The following is a 23,465-nucleotide window of genomic DNA, read 5'->3' as shown; positions in this document are numbered from 1 at the left end:
AAGGCAATTTTACCACTACCGCACAGACCAAGGTCTGTTTTAAGTGAATTTAATGGGGTTTGCTAGGGCTTGACATGTGGCATAGCCTAAAAATAAGACCCAAAACTCACATTAATTATTTTGTTAGCAGTTTTTTTAATAGGCTTAGCCTTAAACTGGAGCGATTTTGTAGAAGGTTTTAAAGACGGTATTAACGATAAATAAAGCCCTTATAGCCTCAGTTCGTTCTCCCGCTGTTCAATAGTTGCAATGTAGAATTTTTTTTTACCACTTGTCATCCGCTATGCCACTCTTGGCCTTTCAAAAAGAAGGCAATCAAATCTTTTCGAGATAGTTACAGCTCTTCCAATACTAAGAACATAAGGAGCGAGCACCTTTAAAGTCTTGTGTTGGTTTATTTGTAAAAAACAGAACGATTTTTTATCAAAAATTAAAAATATCATTTTGTTTTAAATGTAATTTGTATAATTTTAGTTCATTAAATACGAAATTTTAAATATATCTTAGGCGTTTGCTGTTTTTCACCAATAGCTGCAAGCTGCCAAGCCACTAGTCCCAGTTTAATGAACTTACTAAAAGAAATCGAAGAGAAAAATCCGTATCAGCCAGAGTTTATACAAGCCGTTAAAGAAGTAGCCGAGCATATTTTGCCTTACATCGAAGTAAATCCGAAATATAAAAAACACAAGATTTTCGATCGCATGGCAGAACCAGAGCGTGTAATTATTTTTAGGGTTGCTTGGTTAGATGATGCTGGCGAGATACAAATAAACCGTGGTTATCGTGTGCAAATGAACTCGGCCATTGGACCATACAAAGGCGGTTTACGTTTTCACCCCACAGTAAATTTAAGCATCCTAAAATTTCTTGCTTTTGAGCAAACCCTAAAAAATAGCTTAACTGGACTGCCTATGGGTGGTGCCAAGGGCGGGTCAGACTTTAATCCGAAAGGGAAATCTGACAATGAGGTAATGCGTTTTTGCCAAAGTTTTATGACTGAGCTATACCGACATATAGGCCACAACCTTGATGTGCCCGCAGGGGATATTGGCGTTGGAAAACGTGAAATAGCTTACATGTTTGGTCAGTATAAAAAAATAAAAAACGAATTTACAGGGGTACTTACCGGAAAAGGCTTAGGTTGGGGTGGCAGTAAAATTAGGCCAGAAGCTACGGGCTATGGCTTAATTTATTTTATACAAGAGATTTTAAAAAGCCAAGAAGACACTTTAGTAGGAAAAGTTGTGGCCATTTCTGGCTCGGGCAATGTGGCGCAATATGCGGCCGAGAAGAGTATTCAATGCGGCGCAAAAGTTGTTACCCTATCCGATTCGGAAGGTTTTATTTACGATGAAACAGGTATCACGGCAGAGAAATTGGCCTGGGTAATTGAGCTGAAAGAAGTTAGGCGTGGACGTATTAAAGAATACCTTGATCAGTACCCCGAAGCTAAATTCTTTGCCAATGAACGCCCTTGGAAAGTAAAATGCGATATTGCCCTACCTTGTGCTACCGAAAATGAATTAGACGATAAAGACGCCAAGCAATTAATTGCCAATGGTTGCAAATATGTAGGCGAAGGGGCCAATATGCCCAGCACTTCCGAAGCCGTTAGTTTGTTCAATAAAGCTAAGGTGTTTTATGTACCCGGAAAAGCGGCAAATGCTGGCGGGGTGGCAGTTTCTGGCTTAGAGATGACCCAAAACTCGTTACGCTACTCGTGGTTTAGCGAAAAAGTAGATGACCGTTTGCACCTCATTATGAAAGGTATTCATGATACCTGTGTGCGTTATGGTAAACAAGCCGATGGCCATGTAAATTACGAACAAGGCGCTAATATTGGCGGTTTTGTTAAGGTTGCCGATGCCATGATTGACCAAGGAGTTGTTTAAAACTTGAGCTTTGTGCCAAGCAATAGAAATAGGTTATAACCAAAAAGTCCCGGTTTTTACATCGGGACTTTTTGGTTATAACTACAGCAGTTATTAAGCTTCTGCTAATTCGTGTGTTAAGGCTTCGTCAACCAAGATACGGCCGCAGTGCTCGCAAACAATAATTTTTTTACGCTGACGGATATCTAACTGGCGTTGAGGCGGAATTTTATTGAAACAACCAGAGCAAGAATCTCTATCGATAGTTACTACTGCCAAACCGTTAATGGCGTTACCCCTTAACCTGTTGTAAGCAAATAATAAGCGCTCTTCAATGTTTTCTTGTGCTTTTTCTGCTTTTTTAACTAAAGCCTGCTCTTCTTTTTCTGTTTCGCCAGTAATGGTTTCAAGCTCAGCTTTCTTCGCTTCTAAATCACCTTTCCTTAAATCAAGGTTAGCTTGCGCTTTTTCGTAGATTTCAGTTTTGTTATTGATTTCAAAACCAAATTCCTTGATTTTTTTCTCGCTCACCTGAATATCTAAGTTCTGAATTTCTACCTCTTTGGTTAAGGCATCATATTCACGGTTATTTTTTACGTCTTTAAGTTGAGTGTCGTATTTTTTGATTAAAGCTTGAGCTTCTTTAATCATGTTTTTACGATTTACAATTGCATCTTCCGTATCATCCAACTCTGCTTTTATCTTTTGTATACGGGTTTCCAAACCAGCTACCTCATCTTCCAAATCGGCAACCTCAATTGGCAGTTCGCCTCTAATTTGGCGTATTTTATCAATTTTGGTGTGTAAATTTTGTAATTCGTATAAAGCTTTTAGCTTTTGCTCTACTGTTTGTTCCATTAAATGAAATATTTAATTGTATATGTTGATTATCAGCAATTTAAGAAAACAATGGTATCAAAAATGGTATCAATTATTTTTCCTTTGCCTCAAATAGCTTTTTATTCTATTCTAATAAGCCTGCAAAGATAGTTATTTATTTTTTATTTTTCTTGTTGATTGATTGGTATTTGCGATTAAAGCATCGGCTCTAATCTCCGCTTTTTGCTTAGCTGTTAAACTATTGTCTTTGGGTACGATAAATTGCTCATGTAAATCATCAATCTTGCCTAATACAGAATTGAAAATTTCTTTTAGCTTATTGCCCATAACTTCAATATTATCAATCTTACCGCTTGGCACAATCAAATTTTCTATGGCATCTAATTTGGATAATTTTTTAATCACATCTTCTTTTACTTCCTCAGAAAGATTTGATTTCAAAATCGCCTGCAATGAATGGAGATTGTAGCAAACAATGTCAATTTCATTGCTTTGGCAATAACTGCTTAACACTACACCTATCCTAGCAACTGTAGCCCCATTTGAATCGTTTACACTTTTTAGTAATTTTTTACTGCATTGACCTAGCACATTTAAAAAAATGAGCAAGTAATTCTCTCCATAAGTCTTGATGTACTTCGAATCTACATCAAGCCATTTTTTTGATATAAGAGCCATACCTTCCATGTTCAAATTTAGCAAATCCCTAAAATTTAAAATTTCTAAAAAAAATTTTTTGATTTTACTTGCGGAGAGAAGGGCATTCATTATAACATAAGCCTTTCAACATAAGAACTATATAGTGGGATATGGTATTATTAAGTTCTTTTGGTACGCTTACGTAGGCAATTAGTACGTTAAAATCGTCATTCAGTACATTCAAAACAACTTTTTATCAACCATTTTGACAATTTTAATTCAACGACCCTGTCCCCCTAATAAATAACTTATTTCAACACCTAATCCGTCCGCTATTTCACATAAGTAGTACAATGATGGATTTACATTACCTTTTTCCAACCTTTGTATGGATTGTTGGTCTTTATCAATAGAATATGCCAATTGCCCCTGTGTGATACCCTTTTCTTTACGTATCTGCCTGATACGCTCCCCCAATCTCCTCAATATGGCATCCTTCTTTTCCATCGGTATAAAGGAAAAGTTAAACACTCAAATACATCACAACCGATTTGTTGTATTTTGAAATTAAAACACTTATTATTGTCTTAATAAATTAACAAAATCAATTATGAACAGAACATTAATCTTTCTTATTGCTATCAGCGTATTCGCTTCATGTAAAAAATCCTCTAATGATAATGACGTGAAAAATGGAACACCTAAAAATTGCGCTCTATCCGAAGTTATAATTGGCAATAACGGTAATGTGAAATTTACTTTTGACGACAAAGGAAATTTAACTGCTGTTACATACGGCAATGAAAACATAACAAGCTCCTATATTTACACAACCTCTACAATTACACAAAATTCATCAGCAGGAAGCCATAATGATATGCGAACTTATCTTTTGGATGCACAGGGAATAATTAAAAGCCAAGGAGAAAGGTCTTTCAAATACAATTCAGAAGGTTATCTCATTGAAGAATCTTACGGAAAAACGATTATCAAATACAGTTGGAGCAATGGAAACCTTAGCAAGATAGAGAGAAGTGATGAATGGGGCATCTACAATACTACCAACCTTGAATACAGCTCCGAAACTAGACCCTCAAACTTTGTCGATATATTCGCCCTAGCCTTGAGAACAGATGTTCGTGTAGAAGACGGGATTTTAGCAAAGTATTTTGGCAAACAATCAAAAAACCTTATTTCAAAGATTACAGAATCATATAGCTATTATAGAGGCACTTACAGCTATACTAAGGACAACAACGGTAATATCATTAACATGACCAAAAAAGATGGAGATGGAAGAGAAACTGTTTACACATATAAACATACCTGCAAATAAATAAATATGAAATCAGACGATTTATTTGATAAGGTTAATAATTCTATAAATGATTTTAACCAGCTATATAATCTTGACGGTATAGAATTAGAAACGCTACATGAAATTAATAAGGAAAGAAAATTAAAGGTCAACAAGCAAAAGGAAAGATTGAACTCCGAATCTATCCAGCCCCAAGAACCCACAGAAAAATTTAGAAAAAAAGAGACACTTACATCATGGGCAATAGCGATACTTCTATGCGTTGTAGCTTATCTGTTAATGACAAATTTTTAATTACTAGAAAGACTAAATATTATGAAAACATGGAAAGCAACAATCTTCCTGCACAATAAAGCAGGTAGCATACAAACAATGATACAGGCTAAGACCTATGGAGATGCAAAAAAATTGATAGAGGGACAATATGGCTCTAATCTAAAATCCATATCACAATTAGTAGAAGCTAGATAATGTCAGTTCTTTAATTTTTAAAAAATAGGATAGTTAGTATTGAGCTTTCCTATTTTTTTGACATTGCTCCCCAATGCTCATCAAACTTTTTAAATACAATATCTTCATATTTCTTACTCGTTGCTTCATCTTTTGCAAATACAAAAGCATTATAGTCTTCAAAAGTATAGCCGCCAATTTCCTTTAGCACTTTATTCTTTTGGTCGTATTCTTTTTTGTCCATCCTATTTATCTTTTCTAAATCAGAAGTATTATGCCGATTTCCAACGAGAATTGTATTTACTTGCTAATTCTCTTTGCTGATTCCAATCCACTATAACATGTATATTGTTTTTTAGTTTAAATAGGTCTAAGTCATTCTCACACTTCTTAATTGGTCTTTGATTTACTCTTGTCTCACATTCCTTTTTGTACAGCTCAGTAAGCTCGATTTGACTTAATCTTATTTCCCTCATATCTTCTTTATAATCACCTAAAAAATTCCACATTAAGACTTTCTCTTTTGCACACCTTGACACTCCGTAAATGTCAATTTCCTTAACTGAATACCAAAGATGTTTGACCTTAGAAATCTGGCTTCTAACAGGAACATTTAGGCTAATACCTAGCGACCATTTTTCTTCCAAGTATCCATTTATATCTATTATATTAGAGTTAACAACATTTAGCATTATATGAGTATGCCAATCTTTTTGTTTATTCTGTTCAAAAACTATAAATGCCCTATCTATTGCCCTCAATTTAATTAAGTAACTGACATATTGCAATGTATATCTTGTTAGTTTGGCTATAGATATGGGCTTGAAATATTTTATTCCTAAATCTATATCGTACTCTTTTTTTATTGAAACAAACCATTCATTGTCAAGTTTAAGCTGTTCCCTTACTTTATAATTTGGATTTGCAGTACCTGTAAAAAAACAATTGAAAGCATAGTTTGCAAATTCTTCGACTATTCCCTTTTTGTATATTCTATTGGCTATATCCTTATTTATAAAACCGTACTGCCTCTTTAACCTTGCTATCTTTCTCTTCTTCTTTGTTATATTTAGATAGTATTTTTTATTGTACTCCGATGTATTCATATATTAATTAAACCTTATTAATCAAACACTTACACAGAATCTTGACACCATTACTACATGGCTTGCATCTAGATAGCTGCTTGTGACGGTCATATATAAATAGTGACCGAATACAGCAACAATACTGTAGAATTGAAAAAAAACAAGTTTTTATAAAAAGATTCTTGAAATTATATAGATAACAAATTGATTATAAGAAAGATATTCAAATTGTAATATTTATGTTACAATTCACGCCCCTATATCGTACCCGTATGCTCTTTAACAGGTCTTTTAGCATCACGGGAGTATCTCCCTAAGATTGCAGTATCTGTATGACCTGTATAGCTTATGATATCGTAATCGCTCCATTGCATCTCCTCGATAGCATAAACGATACCGCTATGCTTAAATGAGTACAAAGTATAACCCTTCTCCAAGTTTAGCCGTTTCTGTATCGTTTTGAATTTGTCTTGAAAGTGTACAAATGGAGTTTTGCAGGATGCAAATAAAGACTTAATGTATTCATTTTTTTTTCCAGCTCTGCCAACATTCCCAAAGAAATAATCATCCCTCTTGACACCTCTAGGAATATTATTTTTTAGTTCTTCGAGTAAATGCTTCGGTAATCGTGTTGATAATGTCCTGTTAGTTTTGATAATACTGCTATGAAAAGATATTGTTCCTTTATCAAAATCAAAATTCTTATACTGAAGCGCAAGTAATTCACTTGGTCGCCTTAGAGTATAATATATCAACCGCAGCAACAGATAGAAATGATAGTCAAGCTTTTTACTTTCAGCTAATACCAATTCTAGTAGTTCACTCGGATATGCCTTATTTGTCTCTGAATCTTGATTATTGATTGTGTTTAAAATCTGCAAAGGATTCTTAGGCAGAACCTCCAAATAATCCACACAATATTTAAAGCAACCTTTTAAGTATCGCAAATAATTATCTCGATGACCTGTTTTACCATTGTCCTCAACCTTTAATAAAAATTCAGAGACTAATTCCTTGGTAACTTTATTTAGGGCAATTGCAGATAAATTCCTTTTTGTTAGGAATTCTTCAATAACCCTATTGTAAGATTTATAAAGCTCTTTAGTGTTGTCACTTCGTTTCTTTCTTGGGTTATAATTTACAAAATCTTTGAGGTATCCAATAAAAGGCAAATCTGCTTTATCTAGGGATTCGAATAGTCTAGTATTGGGATTAAAGTATTGTTTTAATAGAGAATTTTTGAGACTGTTTACAAGATTTTGGGCATGTGATTTTCTCTCTGTTTTATTAATCTCTACAAGATTATTACCAACCTTTTTTAGATAGTCAGCCTTATTTAAATCGTATGCCTTCTTGTAAGGTTTTCTCGCCCCAAAACTATCCTTGTACCAAAATTGGATGTACCACTTTGATTTGTCTTTAGCTACAAAAGGGGTTTCACAATGCTTATTCAACGATTCCACAGACCAAATATAAGAAAATAATTGGTATCAATTATGGTATCATATTACTATTAAATGGATATTTAAGCGAGATTATATAAATAAAAAACGGCTTTTAAACCAACTAAAACACCTCCATTAAATGAAATAATTTATGGGGTTTGTGTTATGCTCCGTTAAACGGATTGCAAAGTTAGGAAATTTTTCTTGAATATTAGCTATCAACAAATTAGATGTAAACTGTTCACTTTCAAAATGTCCCAAATCTACAATCATGATTTTATCTTCAGCATCGAAGAATTCATGGTACTTAAAGTCGGCGGTAACAAACACGTTGGCACCTGCGGCAATGGCATTTTTTAGCAAAAAACTACCAGAGCCACCACAAACGGCTACTTTTTTAATTTGTTGGGGCAGTATAGCGGTATGGCGCAATACTGTTGCCTGCATGTTGTTTTTTACCAAATGCAAAAAATCTTTGCCCCACAAAGCATTTTCTAACTGGCCTACCATGCCCGAACCTACATTTTGTAATTTGTTTTCCAAGGCATAAATATCGTAGGCCACCTCTTCGTAAGGATGGTTTTGAAACAATGCGGTTAAAATCTTACGTTCGTTAGGGGCCTTAAAAATAACTTCGATACGGGTTTCGTTAGCGTATTCGCGTACACCTGCTTGGCCTAGGGTTGGGTTGGCTTGTTCATTTCCTGTAAAGGTTCCTGTGCCATCTACATTAAAACTGCAATCGCTATAATTGTTAATGTTCCCGGCCCCCGCACTAAATAGGGCATTTCGTAATTGCTCGGCATCTTTATGTTGGCAAAAAGTAACCAGTTTTTTTAAGATACCGGCTTTGGGCGCTAAAATTTTTGTGTCCACTAAGCCCAATCGTTTACAAATTTCGGCATTTACGCCATGCTGTACACTGTCTAAATTGGTGTGTATGGCATATAATGCGATGTTGTTTTTAATGGCTTTTAAAACCACACGTTCTACATAATTTTTGCCATTTAGTTTTTTTAAACCTTTAAAAACGATAGGGTGGTGGGCAATAATGAGATTACAGTTTTTTGCAATGGCCTCATCAACAATTTGCTCGGTACAATCTAAGGAAACTAATGCCGCATGAATATCATCGTTTGGGTTGCCTACTATTAAACCTGCATTATCGTAATCTTCTTGGTAGCTGAGCGGAGCCAAATCTTCCAAAAAATTGGTAATCTCGAATAACTTCATGGTATAAAAATACGGAAAATAGACAAATTATAGCCCCGCCATCCTTTAGTCTTCTTTATTCGAACATGAGCACGTCTGTAGAAAAGTTGCAATTAGAACAATTGCGTTTTTAGAATCCATCAAACTAAAAAATCCCTATAGTTTTTGGGCCATAGGGATTTGGTATTTGTGTGTATAAACTATTTTGCTTTAAGAGTTGCAGCTTAAAAGTTGCTCATTTTAACCATTTGCATACTTTCGAAAACCATGCGTTGGTTGTGCTCAAAGGTAATTTGCTTATGGTTAATTAAATCGATAATGGTACCGATAAAACACAAACCGCAAGTTAAAATGTATAAGATACCCATTCCAATTTGTCCAACAACGAAACGTTGGATACCTGCAAAGCCTAAAAAGCCTAATAGCGTGAATAATAAAATATCGCTAGGATTTTTGCGTTTACCGGCATATACCATTAAAAACGTACGCAATTGTTGTTCGTTGAAACCTTGCGTTGCAGATTGCAAGTAAGAATATTCTTGAGGGCTAATCCCCGGCAATGTCATAAAATTTTGGTCGAACATGATTAAATCTCCTTATATTTTAGATAGTTGTTTTGTTTAAAAATTAATTGTTTACCTAACTGATAAATGCGGTAAAGGATAATGAGTAGGGCAGGTATGCCAAACCAATGTTGCCTAAAACTTGCATTAAAATCAGCATTAAAGATGGCCGTAATGGATCTACCTAAACCACATCCCGGGCACCATTCGAAACCTAGGTTTGCCAGTGGGCATAGTGTAAAATGATGCTCTTGTGGATGGGCAGTGGCCAGTAACGTTAACGCTAAAATCCAAAAAACAATTTCTACATAATTCCCAGCTTTGCTCATCGCCGTTTCTTTGTTGTTTATTAATTAGAAGCAATAATAAGGGTATTGTTACTTATTTTAAATCATTTTCGACCAAAAGGAAATAAAACCCGACAAAGTGGAAAAATTAACTAACCAAAGAAAAAATTTGGCAATAGAAAAGGTATAAAAAAAGCGGGCATACATTTAAAATAAATAGATGCCCGCTTCCTAGAAAAAGCAGTTACTTCATTTTCGATAAAGTTTCGCAATCGATATTCAGCACGTGTGTGCTTCCGTGAAATTGGTCCGATTAATAGTAGAAAAAAACCAATACGAATGCCTACAGGCAGGAGGTAATTGTGCTATTTTGCCATACAAAAGCACCCATACCGATAGCAAGGGCTACCAGAAGAAAACTTACCGCAGCAGTGAGAGCGATTGTAAGCACTGCCCAGTTAGGGCACAATGTTGCGGCAGGGTAAGTAAGTTTAAAAAGCTAGATGAAATTATCCATAAGCCACTTTATGATAGGATGCACCAAAAATTAACGGATAACAAAGCCTATCACCGTAGGCTGGTTAAAAGCCGAAGTAGCACGGTAGAACCAGTACTTGGTACTTTAATTAACCACCAGAACATGAAACGGATCAATAGCAGGGGCATGGCACAGGCCAACAAGCATGTCTTAATGGCCGCATTGAGCTATAATCTAAAGAAACTGCTCAAATTTATTCGTAAAAACCCAACAATAATGGCGCAAGGCATGCCCCAATTAAAGGATTGCTCTTGCCATCTGGAAACGTTTTTTTGAGGGTGCATACAAAGCTTTATAGGCTCGTGTAATTTGCTGAATGTTTTATTGAGCGTTAGCATTGGCCTTGTTTATAGGGGCTTAAAGCAGGTCGTTTTCTTCGGTTTTACGTAAAATTTGAAGTTGTGTAACAGTTACCGATGTTAGGCGATGTTTTTATTTTTTTTCAAGGAATTTCTTTACTTCAGAATAATAGTCTGAACCATAATATTTCATAAATTCTCCATTTGTTTTTAGAATAAAAAAAGCCCTACAATTTTCTTTTAGGGTAAATATGTTTTCTTCAAAAAATCCCGAATCTAGAATAAAATTATTTCTGTTCTCAATTCTTTCTTTATTCGGTGTTTTGTCTGAATAAAGAAAAAAATCTGTTGTATTATTTTCTCTTGATATTTGAGAAGAAATCCGAATACAGTTTTCGATAACGGTTAAAGCGTCTTTTTTTCCAAGTCCATATTCATAACAGTTTGAACCTTTTTGATAATAATTAATTAGAATAGCATTGTTATCAGGTATTTCAGCTCTCAGAACATTCAATAATCTATTTCTTAATTCTTTATATTCTACATTATTTAGTTTTCCTACAAATGATTTTCTACTTGATGCGTATTCTTTGTTAAATTTAGTATTAATTTTTGGTTCTTTTGTGTTTTGTGCATAACAAGATGTGAATACCATCATAAATGCTAATAAAACTAATTTATTGATTTTCATTTGATTGTGTGTTTTGGTAAATGTCGCCTAACTTATATATACATCTCATAAAATGAGGCATATACATCAGTAAATGGTTGTTTGTCTCATAAACTTATCCAATATATATAAATTATTATAAGTCATCAAATGGGCTTTTATTATTTTTTAGGTTTTTAATACTTAAATGAGTGTATATTTCGGTTGTTTTACTGCTGTACCGAAGGAAGGAAGAAGCAGCTACGATGCAGGATGCAATTTTTGAAGGCGCAGCAGACCCAATGCCCAATTAGATTAACAAACTCTCCCGCTAGTGCACTTGCCCACTTATTTAACAATTTAACCACACAACAATAATACAATGCGTATCTTTGGCTAGTGAACGTTAGAGATTTAATTAATAGATTTAAAACCGACCAACGGGTACTTGACCTTGCTAAATCGCTGAATATTGGCAAAAGCAAAACGCAACTAAAAGGATTGGTGGGTTCTTCTGATGCAGTTATTGCACTTACCACCTATTTTTTACAACATAAGCCACAGCTTTTTATACTGCCCAACAGAGAAGAGGCCGCTTATTTCTCTTCTGATTTAGAAAGCATTTTAGGCAAAGAGATTTTATTATTTCCTTCGTCCTTTCGTAAACCCTTTGAATTTACACAGGTTGATACTGCAAACGTATTGGCAAGGGCCGAAGTACTTAACGAGCTAAACCACCAAAGCGAATATGGCCAAATTGTGGTTACTTACCCCGAAGCCCTGGCCGAAAAAGTAATAGACCGCAGCGTACTCGAAAAAAACACCTTAGAAATAGCTGTTGGCACTAGCTTAGGCATCGATTTTATTAATGAATTTTTATTCGAATACGATTTTCAACGCTCAGATTTTGTGTACGAACCAGGGCAGTTCTCTATTCGCGGAGGCATTGTAGATATTTTCTCTTTCTCTCACGATTTACCTTACCGCATCGAGTTTTTTGGCGACGAAGTAGAAAGCATCCGTACTTTCGAAATCGAGAGCCAGCTATCGGTTGATGATGTTAAAAACCTAACCATAGTACCAAACGTACAAGCCAAGTTTTTAACAGAAAGCAACATCAACCTGTTAGATTATATCGAAAAAGACACCCAACTTTGGTTTAAAGACGTGGCCTTTACCTTAGACATTATCAAGTCTGGATATAAAAAAGCGAACGAACTTTGGAAAGCACTTTCGGCAGCAGAAAAGCAGCAAAATCCCAATTGGTTAGATCCAAAGTTTGCTTTCTCTGACGAGAAAATGTTGGCAGATTTGTTCCAAGACTTTACCTTGGTAGAGTTCGGAAAACAATTTTTCTACCAAACAGATCAAGTATTTAACTTCGATACTAAGCCACAACCTTCGTTCAATAAAGATTTCAACCTACTCATCCATAATTTTAAGGAAAACGAAAAGCAAGGCGTTAACAATTTTATCTTTAGCAACTCGGCAAAGCAAATAGAACGCCTTTATGCCATTTTAGACGATATTGATAAAACGGTAAAGTTTATTCCTATCCATATTCCGCTACGCGAAGGCTTTGTGGACTTTACCCAAAAAGTAGCCTTTTATACCGACCATCAAATATTTGATCGTTTTTATAAATACCAACTTAAAAAAGGATACCAGCGCAGCCAAGCCATTACCTTAAAAGAACTGAGAGACCTAAAGCCCGGCGATTTTGTAACCCACATAGACCACGGCATTGGTAAATACGCAGGCTTAGAGAAAGTAGAAAACAACGGAAAAATGCAAGAAATGATCCGTTTGGTTTATGCCGATAACGACTTACTTTATGTAAATATTAACTCGTTAAATCGCATAGCGAAATACAGCGGCAAAGACGGCACCCCGCCAAAAATGAACAAGCTCGGTACCGAAGCTTGGGACAAGCTAAAAAAAAGCACTAAAAAAAAAGTTAAAGACATAGCCCGCGACTTGATTAAGCTTTATGCGCTACGCAAAGCGCAGGTGGGTACCGCTTTTGCTCCAGATAGCTACCTAGATACCGAACTCGAAGCCTCTTTCATTTACGAAGATACGCCCGACCAAATGAAAGCCACCGCCGATGTAAAAAAGGACATGGAAGCACCGCACCCTATGGATCGTTTGGTTTGTGGCGACGTAGGCTTTGGCAAAACCGAAGTAGCCCTTCGTGCCGCTTTTAAAGCAGTAGCCAATGGCAAACAAGTAGCTATTTTAGTGCCTACTACCATTTTGGCCCTGCAACACTTCAAAACATTTTCATCTAGGTTAAAAGAATTCCCTTGTACGGTAGATTATATCAACAGGTTTAAAACCAACAAGCAAATAAAGGAAAGCTTAGAGAAGCTAGCACAAGGTAAAATAGATATTATTATAGGTACGCACCGTTTGCTGAGCAAAGATGTGAAGTTTAAAGACCTAGGTTTAATGGTAATTGACGAAGAACAAAAGTTTGGGGTAGCCGCCAAAGAAAAACTACGTGCTTTACGGGTAAGTGTTGATACGCTAACGCTAACCGCTACACCAATTCCCCGCACTTTGCACTTCTCTTTAATGGGCGCCAGAGATTTGTCTATTATTAACACGCCGCCGCCAAACAGGCAGCCCGTTACCACCGAGCTACACGTGTTTAATGATAAATTACTGCAAGAAGCCATTCAGTTTGAACTAGACCGCGGCGGACAGGTTTTCTTTGTGCATAACCGTGTACAAGACCTACAACAATTAGCAGGGCTGATACAAACCTTGGTGCCTACCGCTCGAATTGGCATTGCACATGGCCAATTAGAAGGCGATGCCCTAGAAGATGTAATGCTCGATTTTATTAATGGCGAAAAAGATGTTTTGGTAGCAACCACCATTATAGAAACAGGTTTGGACGTGCCAAATGCCAATACCATCATCATTAACCATGCACACCTATTTGGGTTAAGCGATTTGCACCAAATGCGTGGTAGGGTAGGCCGCTCTAATAAAAAAGCTTTCTGTTATTTATTGAGTTTACCGCTCTCAACCTTAACAGACGAGGCTCGCAAACGTTTAAGTGCCATCGAAGAGTTTTCTGATTTGGGAAGTGGTTTCAACATCGCTATGCGTGATTTAGACATACGCGGCAGCGGAAACCTTTTAGGTGGCGAACAAAGTGGTTTTATTGCCGAGATTGGTTTTGAGATGTACAACAAAATTTTGGACGAAGCCATACAGGAGCTAAAAGACGATGAATTTAAGGATCTGTTTAAAGACCAGCCCGAAAGACCATATGTAAGCTTTACCCAAGTAGATACCGATGTAGAATTGCATATTCCAGATAGCTACGTAACCAACATTACCGAACGCTATAACCTATACACCGAAATATCGAAACTAGAAACCGAGCAACAAATTGCAGTTTTCGAGAAAAGAATGAGAGATAGGTTTGGCCCTATCCCTTCGCAGGTGTTGGCCATGCTTAAAGTGGTACGCCTACAATGGATAGCCAAGAAATTGGGATTTGAAAAGGTGAGCTATAAGAAAAATGTTCTAAGAGGTTACTTTGTGAGCGATAAGCAATCTAAGTTTTTCGATTCGGAAACCTTTAATAAGGTTTTGGCTTTTGCGCAAATGCACCCACGTTTGTGTAACTTAAAAGAGGTGAAAGACAGCTTGCGCATCTCGTTCGATAACATTAACAACATAGACGAAGCCGTAGAAATGCTGGAGATGGTTTAGCGGTGAAACGAGATGTGCGGTTTGTCCTTGCTAAATTTATTTTACTACGGAAGTTTATCACCAATAAAGCTAATTTACGCTTTGATTATTTGTTCTGCAAGTAATTTTGCCCACTCCGCATACATTTTACCAGAGGGGTGTAATTCATCAAGGGCTATTAATGATAAATCTTGATTTGCCCTACGTGAAATTGGGGTAATATCAATATATGTTGCCCCGCACATTGCGGTTTCAGAACAATTAATTTCATTGAAAGCATCAATCTCTTGGCTAATTTTTGAGAGATCTCTATCGCTTTTTTTAGCAAAACTAGTGTAAGCCCAATCGGGGATAGCAAGCACGTAAACATTGTTTGATTTTTCGTTGGCAAAAGCAATGGCGCTTTGCAACAGTTGTTTAAATTCTATACGGTAATTCTCTGCCGAATAACCCCTATACTGGTTGTTCACGCCAATAAGTAAGGTAACTAAATCAAAAGTCTGAGAAATGTTTTCTTGTTCAATTGCCAAGGCAAGCTCATCGGTAGTCCAACCTGTTTTAGCAATTACTTTTGTATTTGCCACCCTAACACCTTTTTTTCTTAAGAGTTCTACTAGCTGATAAGGGAAAGACTCGACTTGCTCTACCGCTTCGCCAATGGTGTACGAATCGCCTATGGCTAAATAAGAAAGTTCTTTATTCATTTTTGTACGTTAACAAATAAAGGTAATATTCTATCATCAAAATTGCTATAGAATATTAGTTTTCTACTCTCCGTACAAATATTTTGCGGCATCAGCGGCCATTTTACTGTTCTGATGTGCAGCTCCTTTTACTATTCGTATTTTCCAGTTCAAAGACACTCCTAATCGTTCGGCTTGCTTTTTGGCTTTTTCATAAAAATAGTGACCTCTTTCAAATCTATTTGAACCCTGTTTCATTGCCGCTACAGATTTGGGTAGCTGAGAGTGGTTTGGATCTGTGTCTTTATCGCCTAATTGAACTACAAAATCCTTTTGCAATAATGCTTTTAAGCGGTTGTCATCAATCTCCAGATCTTTTATGCCAAATGGATAGTTTACATTTTCATCTAATATTGTGTAAGAACCTGCATTTGCTGCAATTATTCTATCAGCTTTATTTTTTTGCATAAACAGCACAAAACGATGACTGAACTGAGAACCTGCAGAATGACCAAATAAATCGTATTTTTTTTGCTTACTCTTTGTTTGTGTTACAACATCATCAAAAATCTTATCCATTAAGCTAAACGACCAAATAGAAGGGTCATTTAACTTACCTCCCTTCGCCTGTACATTTCCAAAGGCATAGCCGCGATCTCCTTTAAAATCTTCTTGGGTAAACCTTGGGACTACAACTAAAATCTTATGCTTATCTGCTAATTCTACCCAATTGTCCCTGTAAACATCTGCATTACGTAATACTCCATGCATTACAAACAAAATCGGCATTGTGGTTACATCGCCCAATGGCCTATAGTAATATACCTCCATTTTTTTCTCGCCAAACGAAGGTGGCAACTGAAATTCATAGCTCCCTTTACCTCCGCTAATTTGAGCATAAGTTGGACTTAGCAACAGTAATAAGGAAAGTGCAAATAGTATTTTTTTAATCGTCATGGTTACTCCTTTAGATTTAGTTGGTACGCTAAACTATTAGACTGGTAGTAGCCCATCAACGGACCGAGCTATATGATTGACATTTGAAATAAATTAGCAATATGTTCTTTCAACTTTTGTTTTACTTCCTCCATATCTAAAACATACCCTAGTTCGCGTTGCATGGAGGTTACATCTTTATCGTCGATGCCACAGGGAACAATATTTTTGAAATAATCGAGGTTGGTATTTACGTTAAATGCAAAACCGTGCATGGTTACCCACCTGCTGCAACGTACTCCCATGGCACAAATTTTTCGGGCTTTGTCATTGTCGGCATCTAGCCAAACGCCAGTAAAGCCTTCGTATCTTCCACTTTCGATACCATAATCGGCCAAAGTAAGTATTATTGCTTCTTCTAGGGTGCGTAAATAAAGATGGATATCGGTAAAGAAGTTATCCAGGTCTAGAATTGGATAGCCAACAATTTGCCCTGGACCATGGTAGGTAATGTCGCCACCCCTATTTATTTTATAGTAAGTAGCCTCTTTGTCTTTTAAACCTTGTTCATTAAGCAATAAGTTTTCTGGCTTACCACTTTTGCCCAAGGTATAAACATGCGGGTGCTCATTAAAAATAAGGTAGTTGGGTGTTTCTAGTGCAGTATTTTCTGTTCTATTCTTGGTTTTTAAGGCAACAGTTTCATTAAAAATTGCTTCCTGTTTATCCCAAGCTTCCTGGTAATCGGTTAAGCCCCAATCTATGTATTTTACTTTTTTATTCATGCCCCCTAGCCCCCTAAAGGGGGAATTTATTGTTAAATTGTTAAATTGTTGTATTGCTTTATTGTTACCCTAACTCCCCTTTAGGAGCTAGGCGCTTACCCAATTACATAGCCCAGCATATAGTCGTCATCAGTTTTAAAATAATTTACTTCTAGTTCTCTAATGCCTGCTGGTAGTTCAACTAGGGCGGTCAACATGCCTTGGTCTTTTAGTTTAAAGGGTTTAATATGGATATCTCGTTTAAACTCTAGCTCTTTTTTGCCGTGCCACTTGTAAATGGCCTCTTTGGCACACCAACAAACGTACAGGCCGTTAATGTTATCGCCAATTTGTTTTTGCGCCAGTTCCACATCAGAGAGGAATTTATGCCTAATTAGCTTAATTTTATGTTTGATGATCTCCATGTCCAAGCCTACTTTTTTCTGGCTATCGCGGCTAATCATCACCGCGGCATAATCATAAGAATGGCTTAAGGAAATGTGATAGTCATAATTAACCAAATAGGGTTTGCCATGGTCGTCCATTTGGCAGTCTATATATTCTTTGGTGTTGAGCATGGTTCTCAGCAGCAAACGGGTACTTAGCCATTGCAGTGCTCGTTTCTCGCTCTTAAAAGATTCGATGATATCCAGCTCGTGCTGTTTGAGCTGTAAACCAGCCATTAGGTCCTGGTGGCTCTCTTCAATTTTCCATACGGCAAGTTCGGTATGGGTATCAATTTTTAAATCAAAAACTACGGGCATCCTCTATTTAGAAAATCACTACAAAAGTAAAGAAATTTTGGCAGAGCGTATGGATCAATAACTGCTAAATGCCACAAATTCTCATCGGCATATCCTAAACACCTCATATTGCCTGGTATTATGCCTTTGCCCTTTGCTATTTTTCTCCTAATTTAGTCCAAAAAACTTAAAAATGATATTGTCAGATAAACGGATACTTGAAGAAATAGACAAAGGCACCATTATTATAGAGCCTTTTAAGCCAGAATGTTTGGGCACCAACTCTTACGATGTACACTTGGGTAAATATTTGGCCACCTATAAAGACCGTGTATTAGACGCAAAAGCACACAATAAAATAGAACATTTCGAAATTCCGAAAGATGGGTTTGTGCTACAGCCCGGTACACTTTACCTGGGCGTTACGGTAGAATATACAGAAACACACGGGCACGTTCCTTTTTTGGAGGGCAAGAGTAGTACGGGCCGTTTAGGTATTGATATTCATGCCACTGCCGGTAAAGGAGATGTTGGTTTTTGCAATACCTGGACGTTAGAAATTTCTTGTGTACAACCAGTAAAAATTTATGCAGGAATGCCTATTGGGCAACTAATTTATTTTGTGGTGGAGGGAAATATCGAGAAAATGTACAATACCAAAGACAACGCCAAGTACAATAATAAAACCACTCGCCCGGTAGAAAGCATGATGTGGAAAAATAATTTTTAACCTTAGCGCTAAAATAATAGTCTATAATGTAATTATTACGACAAGCTTTTTTGTAACTTCATTTATAAATACCAGTAAACGAACATAAAAAGTATGTTTTAACCCATAGCAAACCTAATTGGCATACAATGAAAATTAAATTCTTAACGGTCTCATTTCTTAGCGCAGCGCTTTTAAGTGTTATTAGCTCTTTTTCGCTAAGGGCCCAAGATAACCGTTTAAACAACTTTACTAAACAGCTAGCAGAAATCTCAAGTAAAAGTGCGCAAGAAAAAGTGCACTTGCATTTAGATAAGCCGTTTTATGCCATAGGAGATGATATTTGGTTTAAAGCTTATGTAATAAATGCCAAAACAGGCCTTCCATCAACAATTAGTAACCTGCTCTATGTAGAGCTGATTAACGAAATGGATTCGGTAACCAAACAATTAAAGTTGCCAATGAGGAGCGGTATTACCTGGGGCGATTTTAAACTGGTAGATTCCTTAAAAGAAGGAAATTATCGTATCAGGGCCTATACGCAATGGATGAGAAATGCCGGTACAGCATTTTTCTTTGATAAGACCATAAAAGTTGGTAACTCTTGGGCAAATAAAGTATTTACCAAATCGAGCAATGTATTAAGCACCGAAAACAACCAACAAAAAATAAGTACCACCATACAATTTACCGATAAGCAAAATTTGCCTTATACCAATTGTAATGTAACTTACGAAGTTAAGGTAGGCAATAAAACCATTGAAAGGGGCAAGGGTGTTACCAATGCGCAGGGCGAACTTACTATCGACGCCACCAACAAACAAACGGCAGCTTTAAGCACAGGCTTTATTACTACAAATATTACGCTGCCCAATAAACAAGTTATCACCAAACAATTTCCTTTAAAAACCACCTCGAAAGAAATAGATGTGCAGTTTTTCCCAGAGGGAGGTAAATTGATTGAAAACTTGCCCAACAAGGTTGCCATTAAAGCAGTTAACAGTAATGGTCTTGGCGAATTTACTTCGGGAGTAATTGTTAACGCCGAAGGGGTAGAGATTTCCAGAATAGAAACGAATAGAATGGGTATGGGATCTTTTTTTCTTAACCCAATTGCACAACAAGTGTACAAGGCTAATTTAACTTTTGCCGATGGTACTAAAAAGACTGTGCAATTACCAATAGCCGAGGTAAGTGGGCGAGTGTTGTCGGTTAATAATACAGATAGCACTAAAATGGCTATAAAAATTTACTTTACCGAAGACTTGCTGGGTAAAGAAGAATATAATCTTATTGCCCAAAATAATGGTGTTGTTTACTTCTCTACCAAGATAGCTTCTACCAAACAGGTCATGTCCTTAACGGTACCTAAAGACAGCTTGCCTTCTGGCATTATTCAAATTTCGTTGCTTTCTTCTACATTTGTCCCATTAAATGAGCGTATTGTTTTTGTAAATAACATTAACGACAAGATTGATGTTAAGCCAGAAAATCTTAAGCCAAATTATGGTAAAAGAGAACAAATGAACCTTTCATTTACGGCAAGCAACAAAGATAAACCTGTTATGGGCAGTTTTTCGGTAGCGGTAACCAATACAACGGCCGTAAAGCCAGATCAAGAAAACGAAACCAATATTTTAACCAAATTGTTGCTTACCTCCGATTTGGTAGGTTATGTAGAAAAACCAAATCATTACTTTTTAAATAACGACAGAGATACCCGCCTAGATTTAGACAATTTGATGCTGACCCAAGGTTGGAGAAAAATAAACTGGAAACAGGTTGCCGATGGCGTTGTGCCACCTGCTACCTTTCCGGCAGAAAAACAATTGAAAATAAGCGGTACGGTAACTAAAGGAGGTAAGCCCGTAGTAAAGGGCAAGATTATGCTGGTTTCTTTTACTGGTGGATTTTTTGCCACCGACACCTTAACAGATGATAAAGGCCGTTTTAATTTCAATATCGAATTTTTAGATAGCACTAAATTTGTGGTACAGGCACGTACCGAAAAAGACAAGAAATTTGTAGATATTGTAATGGATACAGTACCTGGACAAATAGTAACTAAAAACCCTAATACAGGCGATATTGAAGTAAATGTAAACCAATCGTTGGCCGCGTATTTACAAGAGAGCAACAAATATTTTGATGACCAGACCAAAAGAGGGCTGTTAAACAGAACTATTTTATTAGATGAGGTAAACATTGTAGAGAAACGCAAACCTAGCTACGAATCGTCAAATATAGGTGGGTCGGGTAATGCCGATGCCGTATTTACCGCAAAAGATCTAGAAACTGCTTTTTCTCTATCACAATATTTACAAGGGCGCATTGCTGGCGTTCAAGTTAGAGATGGGCAGGCTTATGCTAGAGGCAATCAAAGCCCAATGAAAATATCGGTTGATGGAATGATGATGGAAGGTGAAGATGTTAACCTTGATGATGTGGTGGTGCAAGATATTGAAACGGTAGAGATTTTAAAAAGTGGTGCTACCACAGCTATTTATGGTATGCGAGGTGGCGCTGGTGTTATTGTAATTACTACCAAGCGTGGTCAAGGTTTACGTTCTGTTAATCCTTATACACCAGGCTTAATAAACTATACCCCTAAAGGTTATGCGGTTGTTCGTGAGTTTTATTCTCCAAAATACGATGTAAAACCCGACAGCAGACCAGATTTAAGAACTACCGTTTTTTGGGAACCTCAAATGGTAAGCGATGCCAACGGCAAAGCAAAAATTAGCTATTTTAATACAGATGTACCAGGTATTTACCGCATGGTGGTAGAAGGTATAGATGTAAATGGCAACTTAGCAAGAAAAGTACTTACCTACGAAGTAAAATAAGAGAGCGCCAATTTTATGCTTGCATAATAAAATTAATCCTCTTAGCTTTATGAAAATATAAACATATAGCTAAGAGGAATGAATACAATCTCCACATCTGTAAAAGACAGGCTTGCCATTATTACCTTAAACCGGGGCAGGGCTAATGCGTTAAACCGCGAAATGGTTACCGAGTTGCAACAAATGTTAATAAACAGTGAGAACGACGATAACATTGGCGGTGTAATTATTACTGGAAGAGAAAACTTCTTCTCGGCAGGTTTAGATTTGCTAGAACTTTACCACTACAACGAAGAAGAAATTAAAAGCTTTTGGAACTTATTTTTGGAGTTTAGCGCAAAAATTACGGCTTTCAAGAAACCTTTAGTTGCCGCTATTAATGGCCATAGTCCGGCGGGTGGTTGTGTTATTGCACTTGCCTGCGATGCGAGAGTAATGGCCGAAGGTAAATTCATTATTGGACTAAACGAAGTGCCAGTGGGCATTGTGGTGCCCAATAGTATATTTCACTTGTATTCTTTTTGGTTAGGGCAAGGCAATGCCTATCGCAATTTGCTAGAGGGCAAACTGTTTTCGCCAGAAGAAGCTTTAGCGGTTGGCTTGGTAGATGAAGTGGTAAAATCCGAAAGTATTATGACTGCTGCCGAAAGAAAGGTAAGGAAATACATGGCTTTCGAAGCAAATACATGGCAGCAAAGTAAGCTTAACCTACGTAAAGATGTAATTGCTGTTACCAGTGCCAACCAAAGCGAAGATTTAGAAGTGATGCTAAAGCAATGGTGGTCTATGGGTACTCGAGCTATTCTAAAATCGTTGGTAGAAGGGTTGAAAGCTAAAAGCTGAAAGCCTAAAGCTTCGGACTGTTTGACTTTACTGACTTTCGGACTAAAATTTAAATACTAATATCTAACCACTAAATACTAGCAAATGTACAATCAACCCATGTTAAAAGACGATGCGCTAAAAGGCAAAACTATTGTAGTAACCGGCGGCGGAACAGGCTTAGGCAAAGCGATGGGAACTTATTTCCTAAAACTAGGTGCCAATTTGGTCATCACTAGTAGAAAGTTAGAGGTTTTGCAAAAAACAGCAGCAGAAATGGAAGCCGAAACAGGCGGCAAAGTGTTGGCGGTACAATGTGATGTTAGAGATTATGGGCAAGTAGAAAATGTGCTTGCAGCAACCATCTCGAAATTTGGTAGTGCCGATGTTTTAGTAAATAACGCCGCTGGTAATTTTATTTCTCCTACCGAGCGTTTATCGGCTAATGCTTTTTCGAGCATCATCGATATTGTATTGAAAGGAACCGTAAATTGCACACTCGCTTTTGGTAAGCATTGGATTGCCGCAAAACAAGCTGCCAGCGTTTTAAATATTGTTACTACTTATGCCTTTACGGGCTCTGCTTACGTAGTGCCATCGGCTTGTGCAAAAGGTGGTGTGCTGGCCTTAACACGTTCTTTAGCGGTAGAGTGGGGCAAATACGGTATCAGGACCAACGCCATTGCACCAGGGCCATTCCCTACCAAGGGCGCTTGGGATAGATTATTACCAGGAGATTTGGCAGAGAAATTTGATTTTAAAAATAGAGTACCCTTAAAACGCGTAGGCGACCACCAAGAATTGGCCAATTTAGCTGCTTTTTTAGTAAGCGATTTCTCTAACTACATTAACGGCGAAGTAATTACCATTGATGGTGGCGAGTGGCTGCAAGGTGCTGGACAAATGAACGGGCTGGAAGCCATTCCGAATGAAATGTGGGATATGCTGGAACAAATGACTAGAGGCGCTAAGGGGAGTTAAATGTTAACTCCTTCATTTCGACCGAAGTGGAGAAATCTTTTTTGATGGAAGTAGTAGCTGTGTATTCGCTC

24 protein-coding genes are annotated in these 23,465 nt (G+C 37.0%); 10 read left to right on the top strand and 14 right to left on the bottom strand.

Annotated elements, in window-relative coordinates; genetic code table 11:
• The first annotated feature begins 563 nt into the window (after positions 1 to 563).
• On the top strand, positions 564 to 1,892 hold the full coding sequence (gdhA, locus tag B3I52_RS14710; RefSeq protein ID WP_293302623.1) for an NADP-specific glutamate dehydrogenase: 1,329 nt from the start codon (positions 564 to 566) through the stop codon (positions 1,890 to 1,892).
• A 93-nt stretch (positions 1,893 to 1,985) separates the two neighbouring features.
• On the opposite strand, the gene B3I52_RS14705 is transcribed toward gdhA, so the two are convergent.
• The 3 genes from B3I52_RS14705 to B3I52_RS14695 all read right to left on the bottom strand — a co-directional run bounded on the left by B3I52_RS14705 (position 1,986) and on the right by B3I52_RS14695 (position 3,857).
• Positions 1,986 to 2,729, bottom strand: a complete 744-nt coding sequence (locus B3I52_RS14705) for a zinc ribbon domain-containing protein (protein ID WP_293302621.1) — start codon at positions 2,727 to 2,729, stop codon at positions 1,986 to 1,988.
• Positions 2,730 to 2,861: 132 nt separating this feature from the next.
• Entirely contained in the window at positions 2,862 to 3,479 is a 618-nt protein-coding gene (locus B3I52_RS14700) for a hypothetical protein (protein ID WP_293302619.1), read from the bottom strand.
• Positions 3,480 to 3,629: 150 nt separating this feature from the next.
• Positions 3,630 to 3,857 carry a helix-turn-helix domain-containing protein gene (locus tag B3I52_RS14695; RefSeq protein WP_293302617.1) on the bottom strand — a complete coding sequence of 76 codons (228 nt, stop codon included), beginning with the start codon at positions 3,855 to 3,857 and terminating at the stop codon, positions 3,630 to 3,632.
• A 103-nt stretch (positions 3,858 to 3,960) separates the two neighbouring features.
• Between B3I52_RS14695 and B3I52_RS14690 the strand changes: the two genes are divergently transcribed.
• Genes B3I52_RS14690 through B3I52_RS14680 form a run of 3 tightly spaced genes read left to right on the top strand, consistent with a single transcriptional unit; the run spans position 3,961 to position 5,139 of the window.
• Positions 3,961 to 4,686 carry a DUF4595 domain-containing protein gene (locus B3I52_RS14690; protein WP_293302615.1) on the top strand — a complete coding sequence of 242 codons (726 nt, stop codon included), beginning with the start codon at positions 3,961 to 3,963 and terminating at the stop codon, positions 4,684 to 4,686.
• Positions 4,687 to 4,692: 6 nt separating this feature from the next.
• A complete protein-coding gene (locus B3I52_RS14685; RefSeq protein ID WP_293302612.1) occupies positions 4,693 to 4,962 on the top strand; it encodes a hypothetical protein in 270 nt (89 codons plus the stop codon).
• A 21-nt stretch (positions 4,963 to 4,983) separates the two neighbouring features.
• Entirely contained in the window at positions 4,984 to 5,139 is a 156-nt protein-coding gene (locus B3I52_RS14680; RefSeq protein ID WP_293302608.1) for a hypothetical protein, read from the top strand.
• 49 nt (positions 5,140 to 5,188) lie between these two features.
• On the opposite strand, the gene B3I52_RS14675 is transcribed toward B3I52_RS14680, so the two are convergent.
• The 6 genes from B3I52_RS14675 to B3I52_RS14650 all read right to left on the bottom strand — a co-directional run bounded on the left by B3I52_RS14675 (position 5,189) and on the right by B3I52_RS14650 (position 9,755).
• The gene (locus tag B3I52_RS14675) at positions 5,189 to 5,362 is read right to left on the bottom strand and encodes a hypothetical protein (RefSeq protein WP_293302605.1); all 174 of its coding nucleotides are present in this window, start codon (positions 5,360 to 5,362) and stop codon (positions 5,189 to 5,191) included.
• Positions 5,363 to 5,390: 28 nt separating this feature from the next.
• The gene (locus B3I52_RS14670; RefSeq protein ID WP_293302603.1) at positions 5,391 to 6,224 is read right to left on the bottom strand and encodes a hypothetical protein; all 834 of its coding nucleotides are present in this window, start codon (positions 6,222 to 6,224) and stop codon (positions 5,391 to 5,393) included.
• A 239-nt stretch (positions 6,225 to 6,463) separates the two neighbouring features.
• Positions 6,464 to 7,660: a tyrosine-type recombinase/integrase gene (locus tag B3I52_RS14665; RefSeq protein WP_293302602.1), complete on the bottom strand. Its 1,197-nt coding sequence runs from the start codon at positions 7,658 to 7,660 to the stop codon at positions 6,464 to 6,466.
• Between the two features lie 126 nt (positions 7,661 to 7,786).
• Entirely contained in the window at positions 7,787 to 8,884 is a 1,098-nt protein-coding gene (locus B3I52_RS14660) for a Nif3-like dinuclear metal center hexameric protein (protein ID WP_293302600.1), read from the bottom strand.
• Between the two features lie 203 nt (positions 8,885 to 9,087).
• Positions 9,088 to 9,447, bottom strand: coding sequence for a TM2 domain-containing protein (locus B3I52_RS14655; RefSeq protein ID WP_293302597.1), 360 nt, complete (start codon positions 9,445 to 9,447; stop codon positions 9,088 to 9,090).
• Positions 9,448 to 9,449: 2 nt separating this feature from the next.
• Positions 9,450 to 9,755: a DUF2752 domain-containing protein gene (locus B3I52_RS14650; RefSeq protein ID WP_293302594.1), complete on the bottom strand. Its 306-nt coding sequence runs from the start codon at positions 9,753 to 9,755 to the stop codon at positions 9,450 to 9,452.
• Between the two features lie 262 nt (positions 9,756 to 10,017).
• Here B3I52_RS14650 and B3I52_RS14645 point away from each other — a divergent pair, with 262 nt between their 5' ends.
• Complete coding sequence (locus B3I52_RS14645) at positions 10,018 to 10,527, top strand: transposase (RefSeq protein ID WP_293302593.1); 510 nt, start codon at positions 10,018 to 10,020, stop codon at positions 10,525 to 10,527.
• A gap of 156 nt (positions 10,528 to 10,683) precedes the next feature.
• On the opposite strand, the gene B3I52_RS14640 is transcribed toward B3I52_RS14645, so the two are convergent.
• Positions 10,684 to 11,241, bottom strand: a complete 558-nt coding sequence (locus B3I52_RS14640) for a hypothetical protein (protein ID WP_293302591.1) — start codon at positions 11,239 to 11,241, stop codon at positions 10,684 to 10,686.
• 357 nt (positions 11,242 to 11,598) lie between these two features.
• Between B3I52_RS14640 and mfd the strand changes: the two genes are divergently transcribed.
• On the top strand, positions 11,599 to 14,931 hold the full coding sequence (gene mfd / locus B3I52_RS14635; protein WP_293302588.1) for a transcription-repair coupling factor: 3,333 nt from the start codon (positions 11,599 to 11,601) through the stop codon (positions 14,929 to 14,931).
• 74 nt (positions 14,932 to 15,005) lie between these two features.
• Here mfd and B3I52_RS14630 read toward each other — a convergent pair whose 3' ends face one another.
• From B3I52_RS14630 to B3I52_RS14615, 4 genes are all read right to left on the bottom strand, one after another.
• On the bottom strand, positions 15,006 to 15,614 hold the full coding sequence (locus tag B3I52_RS14630; protein ID WP_293302586.1) for an SGNH/GDSL hydrolase family protein: 609 nt from the start codon (positions 15,612 to 15,614) through the stop codon (positions 15,006 to 15,008).
• Positions 15,615 to 15,677: 63 nt separating this feature from the next.
• A complete protein-coding gene (locus B3I52_RS14625; RefSeq protein ID WP_293302583.1) occupies positions 15,678 to 16,550 on the bottom strand; it encodes a hypothetical protein in 873 nt (290 codons plus the stop codon).
• A 68-nt stretch (positions 16,551 to 16,618) separates the two neighbouring features.
• The gene (gene lipB / locus B3I52_RS14620) at positions 16,619 to 17,314 is read right to left on the bottom strand and encodes a lipoyl(octanoyl) transferase LipB (RefSeq protein WP_293302580.1); all 696 of its coding nucleotides are present in this window, start codon (positions 17,312 to 17,314) and stop codon (positions 16,619 to 16,621) included.
• Positions 17,315 to 17,409: 95 nt separating this feature from the next.
• Positions 17,410 to 18,057, bottom strand: a complete 648-nt coding sequence (locus tag B3I52_RS14615; RefSeq protein ID WP_293302577.1) for a 4'-phosphopantetheinyl transferase family protein — start codon at positions 18,055 to 18,057, stop codon at positions 17,410 to 17,412.
• A gap of 172 nt (positions 18,058 to 18,229) precedes the next feature.
• On the opposite strand from B3I52_RS14615, the gene dcd reads away from it, so the two are divergent.
• The 4 genes from dcd to B3I52_RS14595 all read left to right on the top strand — a co-directional run bounded on the left by dcd (position 18,230) and on the right by B3I52_RS14595 (position 23,394).
• Positions 18,230 to 18,766: a dCTP deaminase gene (gene dcd / locus B3I52_RS14610; protein ID WP_293302574.1), complete on the top strand. Its 537-nt coding sequence runs from the start codon at positions 18,230 to 18,232 to the stop codon at positions 18,764 to 18,766.
• A 128-nt stretch (positions 18,767 to 18,894) separates the two neighbouring features.
• The gene (locus B3I52_RS14605; RefSeq protein WP_293302572.1) at positions 18,895 to 21,591 is read left to right on the top strand and encodes a TonB-dependent receptor plug domain-containing protein; all 2,697 of its coding nucleotides are present in this window, start codon (positions 18,895 to 18,897) and stop codon (positions 21,589 to 21,591) included.
• Positions 21,592 to 21,669: 78 nt separating this feature from the next.
• Positions 21,670 to 22,434: an enoyl-CoA hydratase/isomerase family protein gene (locus tag B3I52_RS14600; RefSeq protein ID WP_293302569.1), complete on the top strand. Its 765-nt coding sequence runs from the start codon at positions 21,670 to 21,672 to the stop codon at positions 22,432 to 22,434.
• Between the two features lie 84 nt (positions 22,435 to 22,518).
• Positions 22,519 to 23,394 carry an SDR family oxidoreductase gene (locus B3I52_RS14595; RefSeq protein WP_293302567.1) on the top strand — a complete coding sequence of 292 codons (876 nt, stop codon included), beginning with the start codon at positions 22,519 to 22,521 and terminating at the stop codon, positions 23,392 to 23,394.
• Positions 23,395 to 23,465 lie beyond the last annotated feature (71 nt).

Origin of the sequence: Pedobacter sp. UBA4863 (assembly GCF_002399615.1) — a bacterium.
Classification (GTDB): Bacteria; Bacteroidota; Bacteroidia; order Sphingobacteriales; family Sphingobacteriaceae; genus Pedobacter.
Note: the sequence above shows the minus strand (reverse complement) of the source record. Positions and strands in the feature narration are given on the sequence as shown.